Source organism: Pseudarthrobacter sp. 01T43, from assembly GCF_056398665.1.
Genome location: NZ_JBFTPV010000004.1, coordinates 257,122 through 277,308, shown reverse-complemented (window position 1 = coordinate 277,308; position 20,187 = coordinate 257,122). Strand labels below are relative to the sequence as shown.

The 20,187-nt window shown below is 64.7% G+C and carries 14 protein-coding genes; 5 read left to right on the top strand and 9 right to left on the bottom strand.

What is annotated here, in order from left to right:
• The first annotated feature begins 124 nt into the window (after nt 1-124).
• Nucleotides 125-373: a WhiB family transcriptional regulator gene (locus tag AC1DIM_RS06970; protein WP_003804966.1), complete on the top strand. Its 249-nt coding sequence runs from the start codon at nt 125-127 to the stop codon at nt 371-373.
• 990 nt (nt 374-1,363) lie between these two features.
• Nucleotides 1,364-3,292 (top strand): S-layer homology domain-containing protein, encoded by a 1,929-nt coding sequence (locus AC1DIM_RS06965; protein ID WP_477709754.1) that lies wholly within the window; start codon nt 1,364-1,366, stop codon nt 3,290-3,292.
• A gap of 86 nt (nt 3,293-3,378) precedes the next feature.
• Here the strand turns inward: AC1DIM_RS06965 and AC1DIM_RS06960 are convergent, their stop codons facing one another.
• The 4 genes from AC1DIM_RS06960 to AC1DIM_RS06945 are packed head-to-tail and all read right to left on the bottom strand — an operon-like array spanning nt 3,379 to nt 11,737.
• Entirely contained in the window at nt 3,379-4,848 is a 1,470-nt protein-coding gene (locus AC1DIM_RS06960) for a sensor histidine kinase (protein ID WP_477709753.1), read from the bottom strand.
• 28 nt (nt 4,849-4,876) lie between these two features.
• A complete protein-coding gene (locus AC1DIM_RS06955; protein ID WP_477709752.1) occupies nt 4,877-9,730 on the bottom strand; it encodes an NAD-glutamate dehydrogenase in 4,854 nt (1,617 codons plus the stop codon).
• 58 nt (nt 9,731-9,788) lie between these two features.
• Nucleotides 9,789-11,096: a CpaE/TadZ family protein gene (locus AC1DIM_RS06950; protein ID WP_477709751.1), complete on the bottom strand. Its 1,308-nt coding sequence runs from the start codon at nt 11,094-11,096 to the stop codon at nt 9,789-9,791.
• Nucleotides 11,093-11,737 carry a hypothetical protein gene (locus tag AC1DIM_RS06945; protein WP_477709750.1) on the bottom strand — a complete coding sequence of 215 codons (645 nt, stop codon included), beginning with the start codon at nt 11,735-11,737 and terminating at the stop codon, nt 11,093-11,095. Before AC1DIM_RS06945 ends, AC1DIM_RS06950 begins: the two co-directional genes overlap by 4 nt.
• Before the next feature lie 148 nt (nt 11,738-11,885).
• Between AC1DIM_RS06945 and AC1DIM_RS06940 the strand changes: the two genes are divergently transcribed.
• The gene (locus tag AC1DIM_RS06940; protein WP_104062208.1) at nt 11,886-12,101 is read left to right on the top strand and encodes a helix-turn-helix domain-containing protein; all 216 of its coding nucleotides are present in this window, start codon (nt 11,886-11,888) and stop codon (nt 12,099-12,101) included.
• Between the two features lie 45 nt (nt 12,102-12,146).
• On the opposite strand, the gene AC1DIM_RS06935 is transcribed toward AC1DIM_RS06940, so the two are convergent.
• Nucleotides 12,147-12,719, bottom strand: coding sequence for a hypothetical protein (locus AC1DIM_RS06935; RefSeq protein WP_477709749.1), 573 nt, complete (start codon nt 12,717-12,719; stop codon nt 12,147-12,149).
• 131 nt (nt 12,720-12,850) lie between these two features.
• Between AC1DIM_RS06935 and AC1DIM_RS06930 the strand changes: the two genes are divergently transcribed.
• Together AC1DIM_RS06930 and AC1DIM_RS06925 are read left to right on the top strand one after the other, a co-directional pair.
• Nucleotides 12,851-13,663, top strand: a complete 813-nt coding sequence (locus AC1DIM_RS06930) for a LysM peptidoglycan-binding domain-containing protein (RefSeq protein WP_477709748.1) — start codon at nt 12,851-12,853, stop codon at nt 13,661-13,663.
• A 45-nt stretch (nt 13,664-13,708) separates the two neighbouring features.
• Nucleotides 13,709-14,176 (top strand): Rv3235 family protein, encoded by a 468-nt coding sequence (locus AC1DIM_RS06925; protein WP_477709747.1) that lies wholly within the window; start codon nt 13,709-13,711, stop codon nt 14,174-14,176.
• Nucleotides 14,177-14,251: 75 nt separating this feature from the next.
• Here the strand turns inward: AC1DIM_RS06925 and secA are convergent, their stop codons facing one another.
• From secA to AC1DIM_RS06905, 4 genes are all read right to left on the bottom strand, one after another.
• Nucleotides 14,252-16,990 carry a preprotein translocase subunit SecA gene (gene secA / locus AC1DIM_RS06920; protein ID WP_477709746.1) on the bottom strand — a complete coding sequence of 913 codons (2,739 nt, stop codon included), beginning with the start codon at nt 16,988-16,990 and terminating at the stop codon, nt 14,252-14,254.
• Nucleotides 16,991-17,037: 47 nt separating this feature from the next.
• Nucleotides 17,038-18,306, bottom strand: coding sequence for a winged helix-turn-helix domain-containing protein (locus tag AC1DIM_RS06915; RefSeq protein WP_477709745.1), 1,269 nt, complete (start codon nt 18,304-18,306; stop codon nt 17,038-17,040).
• 32 nt (nt 18,307-18,338) lie between these two features.
• Nucleotides 18,339-19,064 carry a ribosome hibernation-promoting factor, HPF/YfiA family gene (hpf, locus tag AC1DIM_RS06910; protein WP_477709744.1) on the bottom strand — a complete coding sequence of 242 codons (726 nt, stop codon included), beginning with the start codon at nt 19,062-19,064 and terminating at the stop codon, nt 18,339-18,341.
• 213 nt (nt 19,065-19,277) lie between these two features.
• Nucleotides 19,278-20,165 carry a ComF family protein gene (locus tag AC1DIM_RS06905; RefSeq protein WP_477709743.1) on the bottom strand — a complete coding sequence of 296 codons (888 nt, stop codon included), beginning with the start codon at nt 20,163-20,165 and terminating at the stop codon, nt 19,278-19,280.
• Between the last annotated feature and the right edge of the window lie 22 nt (nt 20,166-20,187).

Below are 20,187 nucleotides of genomic sequence, written 5' to 3'. Positions count from 1 at the left end.
ACAGCGTTAACATGACAATCTTGATGAAGATGACCGATGGGGCCCCGCAGGGCCCTTTTCCTTTGTAGCCCCTAGTGAATAATTTCACAAACGGCTTTTCCCAGAATTGGAGCAACTGATCAGCATGGATTGGCGTAACCGCGCGGCGTGCCTCGACAAGGACCCGGAACTGTTTTTCCCCGTTGGAAATACAGGGCCAGCCCTCCTCCAGATCGAGGAAGCAAAAAGCGTTTGCCGCCGCTGCCCTGTGGTTGACACCTGCCTCCAGTGGGCCCTCGAATCCGGCCAGGACGCCGGCGTCTGGGGCGGCATGAGCGAAGACGAGCGCCGCGCCCTCAAGCGCCGCGCCGCCAGGGCCCGCCGCGCTTCCTAAGCACAAAGCCCGCGGCGCCAACACAACGGCACCCACACAACAGAGCAGACGATTTGCACAAAGCGATGGCCGCGACCCTTCTGGTCGCGGCCATCGCCGTTGGACTTCCAGCATGGGCATTTGCCTGGAGGTGAAGGTCCGATGGAAGAGAAGTTGGTTTGTGCCCGGTTGAGTTAGCCATCCGGAGTCACCCCCCTGCAAAGGTTCACCCACCAACTGGGTATGTCCGTGCACTACCCGCCCATCCGTAACTCCACTCCCTTTAACTACTTGGTTCCCTTTGTAAGTACTCAGGCACAGGGTTAGCTTCTACGCGCCCTCTTTGTTCTGCTACTTGTCTTTCCATGCATGCAACATTTGAGTAGCCCCGCGCCTTGATGGGCGATTTTCGCCATGTCACTCTGGTTACCTACGCCGGATCATCCAGCATCGCACCGTAGCTTGGTCCCGCCGCGAGAAGCACCAAAGCAGTCGATGGGGGAATGGAGAGCATCGTGGGGATAATCGGAGTCCGGCGCAACAGGGTCCCGCAAACCGCGCCCGACCTGGGCGGCTGCAGGCCGCTGCACTTTCCCGATAATTTGCTGCCTCACCGCGGAGGCACTTTATCCAAACGCCGGATCATCGACATCCCTTGGGGCTGCATTTCAGGCGGCGGGACGCTCTGCAAATTCCCCCAGCCAATCAGGCGTGCTGCCCACTCCCCGCCCGCGGACGCCTTCCCCGGGACGTCGGGTGTGAAGGGCTGGCTCGTCCTCGTCTACCACCGGATCGCGACTCCCGACTCGATCGGCACCCAGGAGCACACCATCGCGGCGGACCGGATCACCATCACCAGCGACGCCCTCGGCGCCCAGCTGCAGCTCATCGACCAAAGCGGCATCCAAGTCATGCCGGCCGCTCAGATGTTCGAGCTTCTGCAGGGCCTGCGATCACTACACGGCGGTGCAACCCGGCGCTGTCAACCATCCGAACAGAACGGAAGTACTCATGACCAGAACCAGATCCGGCTTGCCGCGGGCGCGCGCCAAGCTTGTGACCGTCGGGTTGGCCGTGGCGGCGCTGTCCGCCGCCCTGCTGACGCCCGGGGTGGCGAACGCCGCGATGGACAACCCTGCGCCGCAGCCGCTGGTGTCCTTCACCTTCGACGACGCACAGGCGAGCGCGATCACGCAGGCGGCACCTGTACTTCAGAAGTACGGGCTAACCGGCACCAGCTACGTCCCCACCGGCTGCGTCGGCATGACAACCGCGCCGAACACGTGCCGGGCCAACCCTGATGTGCCTTACATGACGTGGGCCCAGATTACGCAGCTGCAGAACACCTACGGCTGGGAAATCGGGTCCCATACCGTAGACCATCAGTGCCTCGTGAGCGTCGGAGGCGACTGCCAGGCCACCAAGCTGACGGCCGCCCAGGTGGACGCCGAGCTGGCCAACAGTAAAGCCGCGCTGGTAGCCAACGGCTTCAACCCGACAGCGTTCGCCGCGCCGTATGGCGACTACGACATGTCGACGGTCGCCCAGGTGGCCAAGTACTACACCTCGATGCGCGGCTTCGCCGACGTTGGCAACAACCCCTGGCCGCTCGGCGATCTCCTGCTGCACAACACGCCCGCCCAGGAGGTGACCACCACGGTCGCCACCCTGAAATTGAAGGTCGACGAGGCGATAGCGAACAAAACCTGGGCCGTGTTCACCTTCCACGACATCAGGCCGACGCCGAGCCAGGTCCCGGACGACTACGAGTACGGCACCGCCGAGCTCGACCAGCTCGCCGCGTACGTGCAGACCAAAGTGGCTGCCGGTCAGATCAAAAACGTCAACATCAGCAAAGGCCTCGTGACGGGGACGCCGAACCTGATGCCGAATCCGACCTTCAACAACGGCCTCGGGGACGGCTGGAGCACTGATGCTCCGGCGACCATCACGGCCGATGCGGGCAACAACGGCAGCTTCCCGGATGCGACCAATTCCGTGAAGCTCGTCTCAGGTGCGGCCCCCCTGACGCACCTGTTCTCACCGAAGGTTCCCGTGACGCCGGCAACGACCTACCTGTTCAAGGCCTTCCTCAACGTGGCGGCGATCACGACCGGCGACGTGGGGTTTTACGTCGACGAGTACAACGCCGCCGGAACCTGGATCTCCGGCAAGCTCTACAAGACGGAGAACGCCAGGTGGGTGGAATCGATGAACTTCGCCTACACGCCCACCTCCGCCACTGTGGCCTCGGCGAGCCTGCAGGTCATTGTGAACGGCACCGGCATCACCGCCTACGTGGACAACGTGCAGATGCTGGCTCCGGGGGGCTACATTCCGCCTACGGTTTCGCCGTTTGCGGATGTTTCCACGACTCACACCTTCTACACGCAGATTGCTTGGCTGTGGGATAAAAAGATCTCCCAGGGCTGGACTGAGCCGAACGGATCGGTGACTTTCCGTCCGGCGGAGCAGATCAACCGTGACCAGATGGCAGCGTTCCTCTACCGGATGAGCGGCACCACTGACGCCCAGTACACGCCGCCTGCGGTCTCACCGTTCGCGGACGTGGCCACGAACCACCCCTTCTATCGGCAGATTTCGTGGCTGGCGGCCAAGGGGATCTCCGAAGGATGGACTGAAGCGAACGGAACAAAGACCTTCCGTCCGGCGGAGCAGATCAACCGTGACCAGATGGCAGCGTTCCTGTACCGGATGAGCGGCACCACTGACGCCCAGTACACGCCCCCTGCGGTCTCACCGTTCGCGGACGTGGCCACGAACCACCCCTTCTACCGGCAGATTTCATGGCTGGCGGCCAAGGGGATCTCCGAAGGATGGACTGAAGCGAACGGAACAAAGACCTTCCGTCCGGCCGACCAGATCAACCGTGACCAGATGGCAGCGTTCCTCTACCGGATGAGTAACCCGGCAGGCTAACAACCACAGCAAGCGCAGGAAATGCACGAGAGGCGGGCCCGATATTCGGGCCCGCCTCTCGCTTGGTGAACTGTTTGCGGCCGGGGTTACCTTGCCGCCAGGCTCAGCCGGATCTGGACGGCCGTCCCGCCGCCCTCACGGGGTTGCCACTGGATGCTGCCGCCCAGCTCACTGGTGACGAGCGTCCGGACGATCTGCAGCCCCAGACCCTCAACGTGCGGCGTATCCGGCAGCCCCACGCCGTCATCGGCGATGGTCACAGTCAGCAGCTCCTCACCGTCTTCCTCCTCGGAACGGTCCGCAATGAGCCACACAGTTCCCGTGCGTCCCTCCAGACCATGCTCGACGGCGTTGGTCACCAATTCGTTGATCACCAGTGCCAGCGGGGTGGCGAAGTCGCTGGGCAGTTCACCGAAGAGCCCGGAACGCTCGGTCTTGACCTGCTGGGAGGGCGACGCGACTTCGGCGGACAGCCTGAACTGGCGGCCGATGAGTTCATCAAAGTCCACGCTTTGCGCCAGGCCCTGGGACAGGGTCTCATGAACCAGGGCGATGGTAGCCACACGGCGCATCGCCTGCTCCAGCCCCTGTTTGGCTTCGTCGCTGACCATCCGCCGGGACTGCATGCGAAGCAGGGCGGCAACGGTCTGCAGGTTGTTCTTCACCCGGTGGTGGATCTCGCGAATGGTGGCGTCCTTGGTGACAAGCTCCATCTCCCGGCGCCGCAGTTCCGAAACGTCCCGGCACAACACCAGCGCGCCAAAGCGCTGCTGCTCATCGCGAAGCGGAATGGCCCGCAGGGACAGGCTCACACCACGGGATTCAATCTCACTGCGCCACGGCATCCGCCCGGTGACCACCAGCGGCAGCGTCTCATCCACCATGCGCCGGTCCTTCAGCAGGCTGGCGGTCACTTCGGCCAGCGACCGTCCTTCCAGCGACTCGCCGTCGCCGAGCCGCCGGAAAGCCGATACGCCGTTGGGACTTGCGTACTGCACAATCCCCTCGGCATCAAGCCTGATGAGCCCGTCCCCCACACGCGGAGCACCGCGGCGCGAGCCCGTGGGTGACGCGAAGTCCGGCCACAGCCCCAGCGTTCCCATGCGGAGAAGGTCATAGGCACACTGCCGGTACGTGAGCTCCAGGCGGGAAGGCATCCGGGAACTGGACAGGTCCATGTGAGTGGTCACCACAGCCAGGGTCCTGCCGTTGCGGACCATCGGCACAGCCTCCACCCGCAACGCCATGTCCGAGCTCCAGTTGGTCTCGCTGGACCGTTCGATGGCCCGGCTCGCCCAGGCCTTGTCCACCAGCGGCTGGAGGTCGGCCCGGATCGGCTCCCCTACAAAGTCACCGTGGAAGACCGTGTGCGTGGTTGAGGGCCGCACATGGGCCAGCGCAACATAGCCGTGGTCCGGGTGCGGGAACCACAACGCCAGGTCCGCGAACGCCAGGTCCGCAACCATCTGCCAGTCACCCACCAGGAGGTGCAGCCATTCGGCATCGCCCGGCCCGAAATCAGCATGTTCCCTGATGGGGTCCGTAAAGATTGCCACTGCACCTCCAGTTGCGACGCCAGGATCCCTAGCGTCGGACGATTGACCTCAAGAGCCTCAATGCTACCGACAGTGAGGCCATGTCGTCGGCCTCAAGCGCGTTGACCTCATCGAACATGCTCTTCGCCCTACCCAACTGCTCGGCATTCTGGCCTTCCCATTCCTTCAGCCGGTTCTCAGCGGAGTCCCCGGACCCCGTCGACTCAAGCACTGCCGTCGTCATGTCCGTAACGGTGGAATACAGGTCATCGCGCAGCGCTGCGCGCGCCAACGCCTGCCAGCGGTCCTGGCGCGGCAGCTTGGTGATCCGTTCCAAGAGCGCGTCGGCGTGGAACCGGTTGAACACCGTGTAATAAACCGACGCGATCTCCTCCACCGGTTCCTTTCGGGCGTGCACGATCTTGGCGATGTCCAGCAGGACGAAGCTTTCAAACAGCTCAGCCCACCGCACCGCAAGGTCTTCCGGAAGTTCCCATCCGCGCGCCTTCTCCAGCCAACCCGCCACCCGATCGCGGTCATCGCCGCGGAGGTAGTCCAGCAACCGGCCCCGCATCGGATCCAGGAGCGGCTTGAACTCGGCGACGGTCTCCGCGATGGGACGCGAGCTGTCACCTTGGGCCAGCAGCCAGCGGACCGCCCGGTCCAGGATGCGGCGGATGTCCAGGTGGACGGCGCTCCAGTGTTCGGTGGGGAACGACGCCGGCAAGCTGTTCAGCTGGTCCACCATGACGTTCAGTTCGAAGACTTCACGGAGCGCCACAAAAGCCTTGGCCACGGCAACTTCCGTGGCCGAGGTTTCCTCCATGGTGCGGAACGCGAAGGTGATGCCGCCCATGTTGATCATGTCGTTAGCCACCACCGTGGCGATGATCTCGCGCCGCAGCGGATGGGTGTCCAGCTCAGCGTCGAACCGGTCCCGCAACTGCGCCGGGAAATACGCGCGCAGCGTCGCCCGGAACCACGGATCATCGGCCAGGTTGCTGTCACGCAGCGCCGAAGCCAGCTCAATTTTCGCGTAGGCCGCCAACACCGACAGCTCCGGCGAGGTCAGCCCCTGGCCCTGGCCCAGCCGCTCGCGCAGGGTTTCCGTGCTCGGCAGCGCTTCAAGATCACGCTTCAAGTCCGCGGACTTCTCCAGCCAGTCCATCAGGCGCTCATAACTCGGGCTCCACTCGGCCACCCGCTGCCGGTCGTTCAGGAGCAGGATGTTCTGGTCCACGTTGTCCTCAAGGACCAGGCGCCCCACCTCATCGGTCATGGACGCGAGGAATCCTGCGCGTTCCTCCGCCGACAGCTTGCCGGCCGCCACCATCCGGTCCACGAAGATCTTGATGTTGACCTCATGGTCCGAGCAGTCAACGCCCGCAGAGTTGTCGATGGCATCCGTGTTCAGGATGACGCCCTGCAATGCCGCCTCGATGCGGCCGCGCTGCGTCATGCCCAGGTTGCCGCCTTCGCCCACCACCTTGACCCGCAGGTCCTTGCCGTCCACGCGGATGGTGTCATTGGCTTTGTCACCCACGGATGCGTTGGTCTCGGTGCTTGCCTTTACGTAGGTCCCGATTCCGCCGTTGTACAGCAGGTCGGCGGGTGCCAACAGGATGGCGCGCAAGAGTTCCGGCGGGCTCATTTCGGTGGTCCCCTCGGGCAGGCCGATAGCGGCCCGGACCTGCGGCGACACCGGAATGGACTTCACCTGGCGGGGATAGACGCCGCCGCCTTCGCTGATGAGGGACTTGTTGTAGTCGTCCCAGGAGGACCGCGGCAGCTCAAAAAGCCGTTCCCGTTCCACAAACGATGCTTCAGCGTCCGGCGCCGGGTCAAGGAATATGTGCCGGTGGTCGAACGCTGCGAGCAGCCGGATGTGCCGGGACAGCAGCATGCCGTTGCCGAACACGTCACCGGACATGTCACCCACGCCCACGACGGTGAAATTCTGGGTCTGGGTGTCCACGTCCAGCTCGCTGAAGTGGCGCTTGACCGACTCCCACGCCCCGCGGGCGGTGATGCCCATGGCCTTGTGGTCGTAGCCCACGGAGCCGCCGGAGGCGAACGCGTCACCGAGCCAGAAGCCGTACTCCGCGGCCAGCCCGTTGGCGATGTCCGAGAACGTGGCTGTCCCCTTGTCCGCCGCCACCACAAGGTAGGAATCGTCGTCGTCGTGCCGTACAACGTCCGACGGCGGCACTACAGTTTCCGCCCCGCCTTCGGCCATGAGGTTGTCGGTGAGGTCCAGCAGGCCACGAATGAACGTCTTGTAGCTTTCCATGCCCTCGGCCAGCCAGGCTGCCCGGTCCGCCGTGGGGTCCGGGAGCCGCTTGGCAAAGAAGCCGCCCTTGGCGCCGGTGGGAACAATCACCGCGTTCTTGACGGTCTGCGCCTTGACCAGGCCAAGGATTTCCGTCCGGAAGTCCTCGCGGCGGTCGGACCAGCGCAGGCCGCCGCGGGCCACCTTGCCAAAGCGCAGATGCACACCCTCAACCCGCGGGGAGTAGACCCAGATTTCAAACATCGGCCGCGGAAACGGCAGCCCCTCAATCGTGGCAGGGTCAAGCTTGAAGCTCAGGTGYGGCTTGTACTGGTAGTAGTTCGTGCGCAGCGTCGCCTCGATCAGGTTGGCGAACGTGCGCAGGACACGGTCGGCGTCGAGCGTTGCAACCTCCTCGATGGCGGTCGAAAGTTCCGCACGGGCCTTTCCCTGGGCGGCGGGCCGCTCGTCCCCGGTGAGGGCCGGATCGAACCGGGCCGCGAAAAGCGCCGTCAGGGCCCTTGTGACGTCAGGATTCGCGAGCAGGGTGTCCGCGACAAAACCCGTCGAGTTGGTGTTGCCCATTTGCCGCATGTACCGCGCGTAAGACCGCAGCACCGTGATCTGGCGCCAATGCATCCCCTCGCGCAGCACCAGCCGGTCGAGGCTGTCCGACTCGACCGCGCCGGAGACCGCGGCTCCGAACGCGTCCGCGAGCAATTCGCCCGTGGCGAGCGGATTGACCCCTGCGGGGTACTTCAGTCCGAGGTCGTACAGGAAGAAGTCGCGGCCGTCGGCTGTCTCGATTTCGAAGGGCCGTTCGTCGAGCACCTCGAGTCCCAGGTTGTGGAAGTAGGGCAGGATCTGGCTCAGGCTCTTGGGCTCGAGCATGTACAGCTTGACGCGGGCATCCTCTTCCAGGTCTTCCCCGGCCCCCTTGGGCAGGTAGACGTGGACTCCGGGCCGTTCCTGCAGGGCGCCGGCGGCGCGCTCTGCCGCGGCACCATATTTCTCGAACCGGGCGATGTCCTCCAGCGCGTCCTCTACCTCGTAGTCCACGCGGTAGCCGGCTGGGAAGGCCTCGGACCAGATGCCGGCGAGTTCCTTTGACTTCTGGCCGGCTCCACCGCTACGCAGGACTTCAGCAACGCCTTCGCTCCAGGAGCGGGCGGCGCGGACCAGCCGGCGTTCGAGCTCTTCGGCGTTGACGTGGCTGACGTCGGCGTCCTTGGGCAGGCGGATCCGGTAGAAGAGCCGGGCGAGGGCGGACTCAGTCATCCTGGCCTCGTAGTCGATGCTCTCCGCCTGGAATGTGGAGCGAAGTTCCTCCTCGATGCGGAGCCGGACATTGGTGGTGTACCGGTCCCGCGGCAGGTAGATCACCGCGGACATAAAGCGGCCGTAAATATCCGGGCGGAGGAACAACCTGGTCCGCCGCCGCTCCTGCAGCCTCTGGATGCCGGCCGCGGTCGCCGCCAGGTCCACCACTTCGATCTGGAACAGCTCGTCGCGCGGGTACGTCTCCAAGATGCCCAGAAGGTCCTTGCCGGAATGGGAATCCGGGGGGAACCCGGCGCTGCCCAGCACCGCGTCCACCTTTTCGCGCACGATGGGGATGTCACGCACCGACCCTGCATAAGCGCTGGTGGCGAACAGGCCAATGAAGCGGCGCTCGCCGTTGACGTTGCCCGCAGCGTCAAAGCTCTTGACGCCGATGTAGTCCAGGTACGCGGGGCGGTGGACAGTGGACCTCGAGTTCGCCTTGGTGATGACCAATGCACGCTTTTCGCGCGCTTTCTTCCGGCCGGCATCAGTCAGGTGCTGCAGATGCGGGGCACCGGCCTTTTCACGAAGCAGGCCAAGCCCGCTGTCCTCCCGCAGCTCCAGTAAGTCCTCGCCGTCGACGTTGAGGAGATCGTACTCGCGGTATCCCAGGAACGTGAAGTTGCCGTCGTCGAGCCAGCGCAGCAGGTCCTTCGCCTGCCGCAGCTCGGCGATCTGCGCCGGATTTGCTACCTGGTCCAGGCTCGCCGCAATCTGCACGGCCTTGTTCCGCATCTTGGGCCAGTCTTCGACGGCGGCACGTACATCTGCCAGCACCCGGTCCAGGCCCTCCAGCAACGACGCCTGCGCCTCGTCAGAAACGCGGTTGATCTCCACCGCGATCCAGGACTCCATGTGGGACGCGTTCTCGCCTTGGGCGATGAGATGGGACATCAGGGGCATGGCGGCGGTGTCACCGCTGGAGATCCCGATGTGGGAGGGCACCCGGTCCACCTTCACCAGCTCCCCTGTTTCCCTGTTCCGGGTCACAACAAAGAGCGGGTGCAGGACGAGGCGGATGGCGGCCCTCTGGCGGACGAGTTCGGCATTGACCGAGTCCACGAGGAAGGGCATGTCGTCCGTGACAACGTAAACGACGCTGCTGTCTTCCTCATTGACGATGGCAACGTTCGCCTGACCGGGCCGCCTATTGACAGCGACGTTCCGGTGGGTCTCCGCGCGGCTGGCCAGCACGTCTTGGGAGTAGCCCCGGGCATCCTCTTCCGCCAGATGTTGGTAATAGTCCGCCAGGAATCCCTCCTGGTCTCCAATTGCTACGGACTGATCCTCCACGCTGGATCCAGACGACATCAACAAACGCCTCCATCACAAAGATTGACGCTGCACCGTTGCAGCTCCTACGGCGAGCCTAACCCTTTACCCGGCGCAGTGCGGTGGTAGAAAATACAGAGGATCTGCCGGATTGCTGGACGGGTGCACAAACCAATTCGGCGATTGCCCGCCTGAGTTTGGATTCGGGGGCTGTTTCGAGCAATAACGACCCAGCCAGGAGTGCGGCGTCGGCTGCGGCGTTGTCCGCAGGCAGGAACGCGTTGAGGGTCGACGACGGCCCGTACCGCTCCCACGCATCCCGTAACTGACGCTCCGGCGACCTGCCCACGGCCGCGGCCCGCACTTTGTTCAGCACCACTACGGGCGACACCTGCGGCACCGCCAGTTCGAGCTCCGCCAACCCGCGGACCAGCCGGGGTACACCCACGGGATCGGCGGCCCCGACGGCGAAAACAGTGTCTGCCAGCTCCAGGCCGCGCAGTGTGGCAGCGTTCCGGCGCGGGGCCATGGTGTCAAAGCTGAGTTCCTCGTCGGCCTCGAGGCAGAACCCGGTATCCACCACCACGACGTCGGCAATCTCCTTGGCGCGCTCAAGAACCAGTGACAGGGCTGCTGCCCGGAGTTCGGTCCACCTGTCCGCCCTGGTGATCCCGGTCAGGACGCGGAAGGTGCCGAGCTTGGTAGTGACCGGCGTGGCCACCTTCAGCAGTGCCTCGGCGTCCAGCAACCCTTGGTCTGCCATCCGGCAGGCCTGCGCGAGGCCGGCGGCTTCATCCAACAGGCCCAGAACCGCTGCGATGCTTGCGCCGTAGCTGTCCGCGTCAACGAGAAGCACGGACTTCCCCTCCGCGGCAAGCTCCCCTGCGATGTTGGCTGCAAGGAAGGTACGTCCGGGTGAGCCCGCCGGTCCCCAGACGGCGATGATCCGGCCGGTCCCGGAGGCGGGCGGTACATCGGCGACGTCGGCGGGCAGTTGGCGCAACGCGGCACTCGTGTCGCCCAGTGCGCTTCCTGACGGGGCGCCCTGTGAAGTTCCGGTCCGCTGGGAAACGGCCTCCGCGATCCTCCCTGCCAAAGCGGCCGATTCGACACCGGTCAGTGCGGACGCCACACCGATTCCCCGCAGCCTTGCCGCTTCCTCGGCGTTGTCCGTGAGGGCGATGATCGCCACGCCCACTGCCCCGAGCCGGTCAACCAAGGACGCGGTGAGGCCCTCGGAGCCGTCGGCCACCACGGCTGCCCGTGCCAGCCCGCTTTGGCAGGCTGCCAGCAATTCATTGAGTTCGGCGCAGCGGCGGACCACCGTGACGGGCCCGTGGAGCCCCTCCAGACCGCCCACCACATCCTCCCGGGCCTGCCCAACGGTCACCACAGGGATGCTCATGACCTGCCACCGCCCGGGTTCCAAACCACCGAGATCTTGGCCTGGTTAGCCTGCGCTCCGAGTAGGGCAGGCATTTGGCTGTCAGCAACCAGCACCATCAGCACCGTGCTGCGGGACGATCCGAGGGTGGTGGACGCCGCAGTCACCTGCGCAATTTCCGCGCCGGGCAATAGCAACTTTGGCTCGCTGAAGCCGTTCCGGGCGTCGGGCAGGGCCACCCAGACGTCCACGCGGGTACCGGCCACCGCCTGCGGAGGCAGCGGCTCGCCGATCGTCACCGCCACGGGCTTGCGGTCCAGGAAATCCACTGTTGCCAGGCTTTCCTTGGGCACCAGTTGGCTCTTGCCGATCCTTTGGACGGCGACCAGGCCCTCGGGGAGTCCCGCTTCCACGGTGACGTAGTGCTCTTCGGTGTCCCCGAGGCGGACCTTGGCCCGGACTACGTTGTCCGTTGTCAGCTTTTCCCCTACGGCGATAGAGTCCCGGGCCGCATAGACCTCGGTAGTCTGGTCCGCGCTGCCCACAAGGGAGATGACGCCCACAACGGACGCCAACACCAGAAGCACACCTACCAGCAGCCGGGGATCTTTCCATGACGGAGGCTTCAGCCTGGCACCTGTGGTTTCTGCATCATGGCTCATGCTTTTCCCCCTAGCTCCGAGCCAGGCGGCACCGCGCCCGGACACCTCATTGTTGCGGCCCAAGGCCCGGAACGAAAGTCAAAAGACCAAACAACCTCAAACTGTGGATAAACACACCTCATGACGCCTTAGGTGGCAAACTGGTTATATGCCCAGATTCCTCACCCTCGCCGACGTTGCGGAGCAGCTCCAGATCAACTCACCGGCGGCCTATGCACTGGTCCGCAGCGGTGAGCTCAAAGCCATCCAGGTGGGTGGCAGGGGACAGTGGCGCGTTGAGGAGAAAATGCTGGAGCAGTACATCGAGGAGCGTTACGCCGAGGCCAGCCGCATGATCCAGGAAGCCAAGGCCAAGCAGGGCTAAAACCTGGTCCGGGCGGCCGCTGCCTCTACGCCGGTCTGCTGAGTTCTACAGGTCACCGGCGTGCCACGAGCGGACCGCGCCCAGCGACTCAAAGGGAACGGTGGCAACCTGCCGGACCTGTGACGCGCGTCGGGCCTCCCCCGGGCCGACAAGCGCCAGGTCCAGGAAATCGGCGCCCACCCGGTCGATCACACCGGTGAGCCCACTGTCATTTCCCGGGCCGTGCCGCAGGATAACCGCAAGCCCGGCCCGGTCCCGTGCCAGGCCGCGCAAGGCGTGCGCCAACCCGATCCGCCGCCGGACCTGCGACGGCTCCCCCAGGGAAATGCGGCCGAGGCCGGCATAATGCGCCACAGCACCGTAGGGAATCAGGACCTGATGGCGGAGCTCGTCCAATACCAGGGCATCCGCCCCTGCATGACTGAGGACACCCTCGAACGTCCGGCCGCCGAGAACGTGAACAGCCAGCCGGCTCCCGAGGCCACCCCGCAGCCTGTCGGCAAGGACGACGGAGGCTGCTTCCACCCTGGCCCGTTCGGAGATCTCGGCTTCGACCGCCAGCTTCGCACCCTCGGCAAACTGTGCCTCCATGTCACCGAACAGTGCATCCCATCGCATGGGCCCAAGCGTAGGGGCGGCTTTGTCCACGGTCAATTCTCTCCATTCCCTAGACAAATCCAATCGAACCGGGTCAAACTGTTCTCAGTTACATCAAACTGCATCAAACAACATCAAGGGGGAGGGGCATCATGACGGTTCGCACCGCACGATTCCTTCGCGCAGACGCCGGGATGGCCCTAGCCATCCTGCTGCTGGGGTCCTTTTTATGCTTCACCGGCATGGGGCTGGTGGACCGGTGGCACTTGTCCGCAGCCCGGCAGCAGGCACCCGGCGTCGATGACCTGCTGGGGGCTGTGGCGGTGGCCGCAGGACTCGCCGTCGTCGCGTGGTGGATTTTCGCCGTGCTGATGGCCTTGGCGGTTGCAGTCCTTGCCCGCAGCGGCAGAGGGCGGGCCGCAGCCCGTGCAGGCAAATTTTGCCCGGCTTTTATGCGGAGGCTTGCGGTGGCAGCGTTGTCCGCCCAGCTGCTCGCCGCTCCCCTTGCCCATGCGGCTGAACCGCCCGCCGGGCCGGCATGGGCTCCGACCCAGGACGCGGCGGTCCAGGCCCAGTGGGTTCCCACCGCCGAGGGGCAGCCAGCCCCGAAGACCCAAGACGTGCCATCTGAGCTGCAGTCCACTCGGGTAACTCCGGAACGCCACTTTCCACTACCGACAGTCCGGCCCGACTGGCGCCCCAGCGCACCGGTCACCGACCCCGGCCCGCTGGCGGCCCAGCCCGTCCGCGCCGCCCAGGGCACACCGCCGGCCGGGCTTGAGGTCACGGTTCTGGCCGGGGACACGCTGTGGGACATTGCGTCGCAGCAATTGGGACCAACTGCCTCGGATGTCGACGTCGCCCTGCACTGGCCGCGCTGGTACGAAGCCAACAAGGCCCAGATCGGCGAAAACCCGCATGTCCTCCTGCCCGGGCAGATCCTGAAAGCACCCTCCGCTGCATAACAGACGTTCCGACATTTCATCAGTACACAAACCAAGGGGAATCACATGAACGCAGTTACGCCCATCCGAGCCGCACGGGCCAACGGGGCCCCAGCGGCAGCAGTCCGCCTGGCTCCCGTTCAGCCCGTCAATGCACCAGGCCAGCCTTTGCGGGCAGCGGACCACGATGCGGAAGTCCTCGCCATCGCCCGCAGTACGGTGCAGGCCGCCATGGAAGTCCTCGCCGGGATCCGGCCCATCCACCAGCTCGCCCGGCGCCTGGATCCGCGCTGCCTCGCCGTGCTCCAGCACCGCGCCACCCTGATCCGGCGGGAACTGGCACGCTCCACCTCCCCTACCCTGGCCCGGCTGCACAAGAATTCCGTGGTTCGTTCAGTCCGCGCGTGTGAGGTCGCCCCCGGCATTTACGAGGCAAGTGCAGTGGTGGTTGATGACGTGCGCGCCCGGGCGGTCGCGGTCCGCCTGGAACGGGCCAAACAGGTCTGGCGTGTCACTGAGCTCGTGGTCGGATGAGGCGAAGGCGGGCAGAAACAGGAAGTGCCCGGAGCTAATGCTCCAGGCACTTCCTGTTTCTACATCACGCCGCGGTCAGCGGCGCTTCTTCTTGGTCTGGCGCTTGGCGGCATCCTGCGCGGCCGCTTTGGCGGGGTTCCCGGACCGGGACGACGCGCGCCCTTCAATCCGTGTTTGGGAGGCACCGTCCTCGCCGGGAGCGGTGTACTGCAGCTGCGCCGGCTTCTCCGGCGCTTCCAGGCCGGCGGCGTGGATCTGCGGTTCAACGTGCTCGGTGTGTCCCCCGGCGGGGTCCGCCACCACAACGTCCTGCGCCGGGGTGACCTCAACCTCCAGGTTGTACAGGAAGCCGACGCTTTCTTCGCGGATGGCCTCCATCATGGCCTGGAACATGGTGAAGCCCTCGCGCTGGTATTCCACCAGCGGGTCGCGCTGGGCCATGGCACGCAGGCCGATGCCTTCCTTGAGGTAGTCCATCTCGTAGAGATGTTCCTGCCATTTACGGCCGATCACGGAAAGCACCACCCGGCGTTCCAGCTCACGCATGCTCTCGGAGCCGATGGTCTCTTCCCGCGCCTGGTAGACCAAGCGGGCGTCGGAGAGCAGTTCCTCCTTGAGGAATTCAACGGTGAGCCGGGACTTGCCGCCGGCTTCCTCGAGGATCTCCTCCGGGGTGACGCTGACGGGGTACAGCGTCTTCAGGTTGGTCCACAGCTGGGTGTAATCCCAATCGTCACCGTTGCCCTCGGCGGTGGCCGAGTCAATCAGTGCGGTGATGGTGTCCTCGATGAAGAACTGGACCTTCTCGTGCAGGTCGTCGCCTTCCAGGATTCGGCGCCGATCACCGTAGATGGCTTCGCGCTGGCGGTTCAGGACGTCGTCGTACTTCAGCACGTTCTTGCGCTGCTCGGCATTGCGGCCCTCGACCTGGCCTTGCGCCGACGCGATGGCGCGGGAGACAAGTTTGGATTCCAAGGCGACGTCGTCCGGGACGGAGCTGTTCATCAGGCGTTCGGCGGCGCCGGAATTGAAGAGCCGCATCAGGTCATCGGTCAGCGAGAGGTAGAATCGGGACTCGCCGGGATCGCCCTGGCGGCCGGAGCGGCCGCGAAGCTGGTTGTCGATGCGCCGGGATTCGTGGCGTTCTGTTCCGAGGACGTAGAGCCCGCCGGTGTTCAGTACTTCCTCGTGCTCGTCCTTGACGGCCTGTTTGGCCGCTTCCAGTGCGGCAGGCCACGCGGCCTCATACTCTTCCGAGTTTTCTTCCGGATCCAGCCCGCGCTTGGCCAGTTCAGCCACGGCCGTGAACTCGGCGTTGCCGCCCAGCATGATGTCGGTGCCGCGGCCCGCCATGTTGGTAGCCACCGTGACAGCACCCTTGCGCCCGGCCTGCGCCACGATGGCGGCCTCACGGGCGTGGTTCTTGGCGTTCAGGACCTCGTGCCGGATGCCTTCCTTGGCCAGCAACCGGGAGAGGTACTCACTCTTTTCAACGCTGGTGGTGCCCACGAGGACCGGCTGCCCGCTTTCATGGCGTTCGGCGATGTCCTGCACCACGGCGTCGAACTTGACGGTCTCGTTTTTGTAGACGAGGTCCGACTGGTCGATGCGCTGCATGTCCCGGTTGGTGGGGATGGCCACAACGCCGAGCTTGTAGGTGCTCATAAACTCGGCGGCCTCGGTCTCCRCCGTGCCGGTCATGCCGGAGAGTTTGGCATACATGCGGAAGTAGTTCTGGAGGGTCACCGTGGCCAGGGTCTGGTTTTCGGCCTTGATCTCCACGGCTTCCTTGGCCTCGATGGCCTGGTGCATGCCCTCGTTGTAGCGGCGGCCGGCGAGAATACGKCCGGTGTGYTCGTCAACRATGAGSACTTCGCCGTCGAGGATGACGTAGTCCTTGTCGCGCTTGAAAAGTTCCTTGGCCTTGATGGCGTTGTTCAGGAAGCCGATCAGCGGGGTGTTCGCCGACTCGTAGAGGTTCTGGATGCCAAGGTAGTCCTCCACCTTTTCGATGCCGCTCTCCAGGACGCCGACCGTGCGCTTCTTCTCATCGGTCTCGTAGTCTTCGCCGATCTTTAGGCGCTGGACCACCTTGGCGAATTCGCTGTACCAGCGGTTGGTGTCCCCCTGTGCGGGGCCGGAGATRATSAGCGGRGTACGGGCTTCGTCGATGAGGATGGAGTCAACCTCATCRACRATSGCGWAGTTGTGGCCGCGCTGGACCAGTTCTGTCTTGTCCCACGCCATGTTGTCGCGCAGGTAGTCGAAGCCGAATTCGTTGTTGGTGCCATACGTGATGTCGGCGGCGTACATCTGCCGGCGCACGGCGGGATCCTGGTTGGAGAGGATGCAGCCGCTGGTGAGGCCGAGGAACCGGTAGACCCTGCCCATCAGGTCCGACTGGTATTCGGCAAGGTAATCGTTCACGGTGATCACGTGGACGCCGTTGCCGGTGAGGGCGTTGAGGTAAGCCGGAGCGGTGGCCACGAGGGTCTTGCCTTCACCGGTCTTCATCTCGGCAATGTTGCCCAGGTGCAGGGCAGCGCCACCCATCATCTGAACGTCAAAGTGGCGCATGCCCAACGTGCGCGAAGAAGCCTCACGCACGGCAGCGAAGGCCTCCGGCAGCAGATCGTTCAACTGTTCGCCGTCCAGGTGGCGTGCACGGAGGCGGTCGGTCTCCTCGCGGAGTTCCGCGTCCGTGAAGGTTTGGAACGATTCTTCGAGAGCATTGATGGAGTCGGCATAGTTCCGAAGTTGCCGCAGGGTTTTTTTGTCACCCGTACGGAGAAGTTTTTCGATAAGTGATGCCACGTGAAGATACTCCCAGTCTGATGCTGCCGAATTCTGGCGTTTTTAGTCTACGGGAGAGACACAGGCCACGCGGCCGGTGTTCCCTGAGAGCGGATCGGCCCGACACGGTGGCTGAGGGCCGCCGCGAGGGGCCCGGCCAGGTCCCCCACAGGACTGACCCTGATGTCCCCCAACCCGAGCCATTCGGCCATGAGTTCCAGCTCTTCGGAAAGTTCGACGGCGGTCCCCGGCGGCGCGTCCTGCTCCCCGTATGCGGATCTGACCAAGAGCGTTGCTGCCGCACGGTCCGCCTTCAGGTCCACGCGCGCCACGATCCTGTCCCCCAGGAGGAACGGCAGGACGTAGTACCCGTAACGCCGTAAGTGCTCGGGTGTGTAAATCTCGATCCGGTAGCGAAAGCCAAACAACTCCTCAAGCCTGCGCCGCTCGAACACCAGCGAATCGAAGGGGCTCAACAACGCCCGTCCCGCGGCCCGCCGCGGCAGCCTGGAATCCGTATGCAGGAAGACCTTTCGGTCCCACCCCGCCACAGTGACCGGCTCCAGCCTTCCGGTACTGACGAGATGGTCGACGGCGGCGGCCGCAGCCTTGGCCGGTGTGCGGAAGTAGTCTGCGAAGCAGCGCACGGTGCCAATACCGTGCGCCTGCGCGGCTGCGTCGATGAGGCGGCGCATGGCGTCCACCGGGTCCTGCTGACTCTCCGCCAACGCCAGCCGGTCCGGCAGGACCCGTTCGGTGAGGGCATACCTGCGCTCGAACTGCTCGCTTCTGGACGCCGCCGAGATCAGGCCGTCCTCGAAGAGGTGCTCAAGAACCCGTTTGACGGCATTCCAGTTCCATCCCCAGTTCTCAGTCCGGCGGTCCTCCACATGCCCGATTTTCGCCGTCAGTTCCGCTGCCGTCAGAGGCTTTCCGGCGGCCAGGGCATCAAGGATTTTCCCGGTCACCCCTTCGCGTAGCGCGGGGTCCAGCGCTGAGGCCCCCACCCATGAGCGTTTCTGCCACAGGACGAGGTCCGGAAAGAGTTCCGGCCGGATAAAGCTTGCCTCGTGCGCCCAGTACTCCATCATGCGCCTCGGGTGCCTTCCGGACATCCGTTGCAGGATGGTGCGGTCGTAGTTTCCCAGTCTCGAAAAGAAGGGAAGGAAGTGACTTCGGGACAGCACATTGACGGAGTCGATCTGGACCAGCTGGAGCCGGGCAAAGGTACGGCCCACCGCCCGTGAGGTCACGGGGCCGGCGGGCCGTCCTTTGTCGAGTCCCTGTGCTGCCAGTGCGATCCGCCGGGCCTGGTCAAGGCTCAGCGTTGCCGGCACATCAGTCCCTTCATTGACGGGTGGGAACCACCCTAGACTTTCGCAGCCTGATCGTCTGAACGGTAAGCAAGAATCTTCTCTTCGACCACGGTGTCCCCAGGGTCGCATTCGTGATCAAGGGTGATGACCCCGTACGTCCAGCCCCGGCGGCGGTAGACGACGGAGGGTGTGTTGGTGGCTTTGTCGACAAACAGGTAGAAATCGTGGCCCACCAGCTCCATGTTGTCCACGGCGTCGTCGAGGCTAAGCGAGGCAGCGGGGAAGACCTTGCGCCGGATCAGCACCGGGGAGTCCCCTGCAGGAATGTCGTTTTCGAGGTCGTAAGGCGATGATTCGGCAGGTGTTGCCTGCGGTTCATTTCGATGGCTTGCCTCGACATAAAGCGGTTCATTGGGACTGGCGGGCTCCAATGACGCAGTTGCTTCGCGTACTGCCTTGGGGGTGTGGCGTCCGTGGTGGACCTTCTTGCGGTCCTTGGCCCGGCGGAGGCGCTCGAGCAGTTTGGTGTACGCGAGATCAAATGCCGCGAATTTGTCGGCGGCGCTGGCTTCCGCGCGGATCACAGGTCCGCGGCCCAGGACAGTTACCTCAACGGTGAGTTGGTCGCCAGTCTGGCGTGCGTTCGTCTCTTTAGACACCTTCGCATCCACCCGCTGGACTTTGTCGCCCAGTGACTCGATCTTCGAGATCTTCTCACCGGCGTATTCGCGGAATCGGTCTGAGACCGTCAGATTTCGTCCGCTGATCATAAACTCCATGGTGCCCTCCAAATGACTTCGGTGACACGACGACGGCACTTCCCGGAGGCCGATCTGTTTGACAGTCGAGCCCCTTTCCGAGCCGCCATCGAAAGGTACAACTTGTTCTTGGTACCCACAAACGACGTTAGTTCATAGCCACCGCTTATTCATCCTTTATTGGTTTATTTTTTTCTAAGACGGGCGGCTTCCGCCGCCTGCCGGGGCGGCCGCTCAGCTGCCAGCTGAATCAGGCGGGCGTGTCGCGGCGAGTACCACGGCACCGGCGACAACGGCTCCGGTGAGGTGCAGGGCGCGGGCCGCTTCGGCAAGCGTGGCCCCGGTGGTGAGGACGTCGTCGACGATGATGCAGCGGCGGCCCGCAACCTGCGTGCGCTTGTGTCCCGGGACCTTCATGGCCCCCCTGACCCTGGCGGCCCTGGCTCCCCGGCCAAGGCCTTTCTGGCCGCCGGGAAGCTGCTGCAGGGCCGCTCGGCGCCGGGATTTCCTGAGTACGTCCACTACCTGCGGTCCGTCGCAGGTGCGGCCCTGGAGCTGCAGCTGCAGCCATGCGGACAGCAGCAAATGGATAGGGCTGAAGCCCCGCTTGATGAACGCGCCGGTGCTGCTGGGCACCGGAACCAGACAGACGTCGTCGAGCCCGGCCGCTGCTGCGGCAATGCCGTGGCCCAGGCTTTTGGCAAAGACTGCCTTGAGCTGGTGCTGGCCATGGCGCTTGAACGACAACAGGGCCTGGGCCAGCTCCTCGCGGTACACGCCGGCAGCGACTACCGGGAGGATGATGCCGCCGTCGACGTTCATCAGGGCCGGCGCCTGCTCCTCGGCCCTGAACGGGTGCCTGGTCAGGAGCCGCACCTGCCGTTCACAGGCCACGCACAGTGCCAGGTCCTCTGCACCGCAGCAGACGCAGTCCACCGGGACCGCAAGTGCCAAGAGCTCGGCTGCGGCACCGGCGACGTGGTCCGCGGCCCGCAACCACGTACGGGTCTGCCCGCCGCGGTGTTTGGCAGACAGCAGGGGCGGCAGGAGGTCCGGGTCCGGGGCAGTCACTGCCCTGGCGGGACCGCCGGCCGGACGCCGGGCCGAGTGTTCGTTTCGCACACCTCCATGCTCACCCGGTCGC

Coding starts and splice junctions, on each gene's coding strand:
- AC1DIM_RS06970 (WP_003804966.1), top strand. CDS start 125: ATGGATTGGCGTAACCGCGCGGCGTGCCTCGACAAGGACCCGGAACTG.
- AC1DIM_RS06965 (WP_477709754.1), top strand. CDS start 1,364: ATGACCAGAACCAGATCCGGCTTGCCGCGGGCGCGCGCCAAGCTTGTG.
- AC1DIM_RS06950 (WP_477709751.1), bottom strand. CDS start 11,096: ATGAGCATCCCTGTGGTGACCGTTGGGCAGGCCCGGGAGGATGTGGTG.
- AC1DIM_RS06945 (WP_477709750.1), bottom strand. CDS start 11,737: ATGAGCCATGATGCAGAAACCACAGGTGCCAGGCTGAAGCCTCCGTCA.
- AC1DIM_RS06940 (WP_104062208.1), top strand. CDS start 11,886: ATGCCCAGATTCCTCACCCTCGCCGACGTTGCGGAGCAGCTCCAGATC.
- AC1DIM_RS06935 (WP_477709749.1), bottom strand. CDS start 12,719: ATGCGATGGGATGCACTGTTCGGTGACATGGAGGCACAGTTTGCCGAG.
- AC1DIM_RS06930 (WP_477709748.1), top strand. CDS start 12,851: ATGACGGTTCGCACCGCACGATTCCTTCGCGCAGACGCCGGGATGGCC.
- AC1DIM_RS06925 (WP_477709747.1), top strand. CDS start 13,709: ATGAACGCAGTTACGCCCATCCGAGCCGCACGGGCCAACGGGGCCCCA.
- hpf (WP_477709744.1), bottom strand. CDS start 19,064: ATGGAGTTTATGATCAGCGGACGAAATCTGACGGTCTCAGACCGATTC.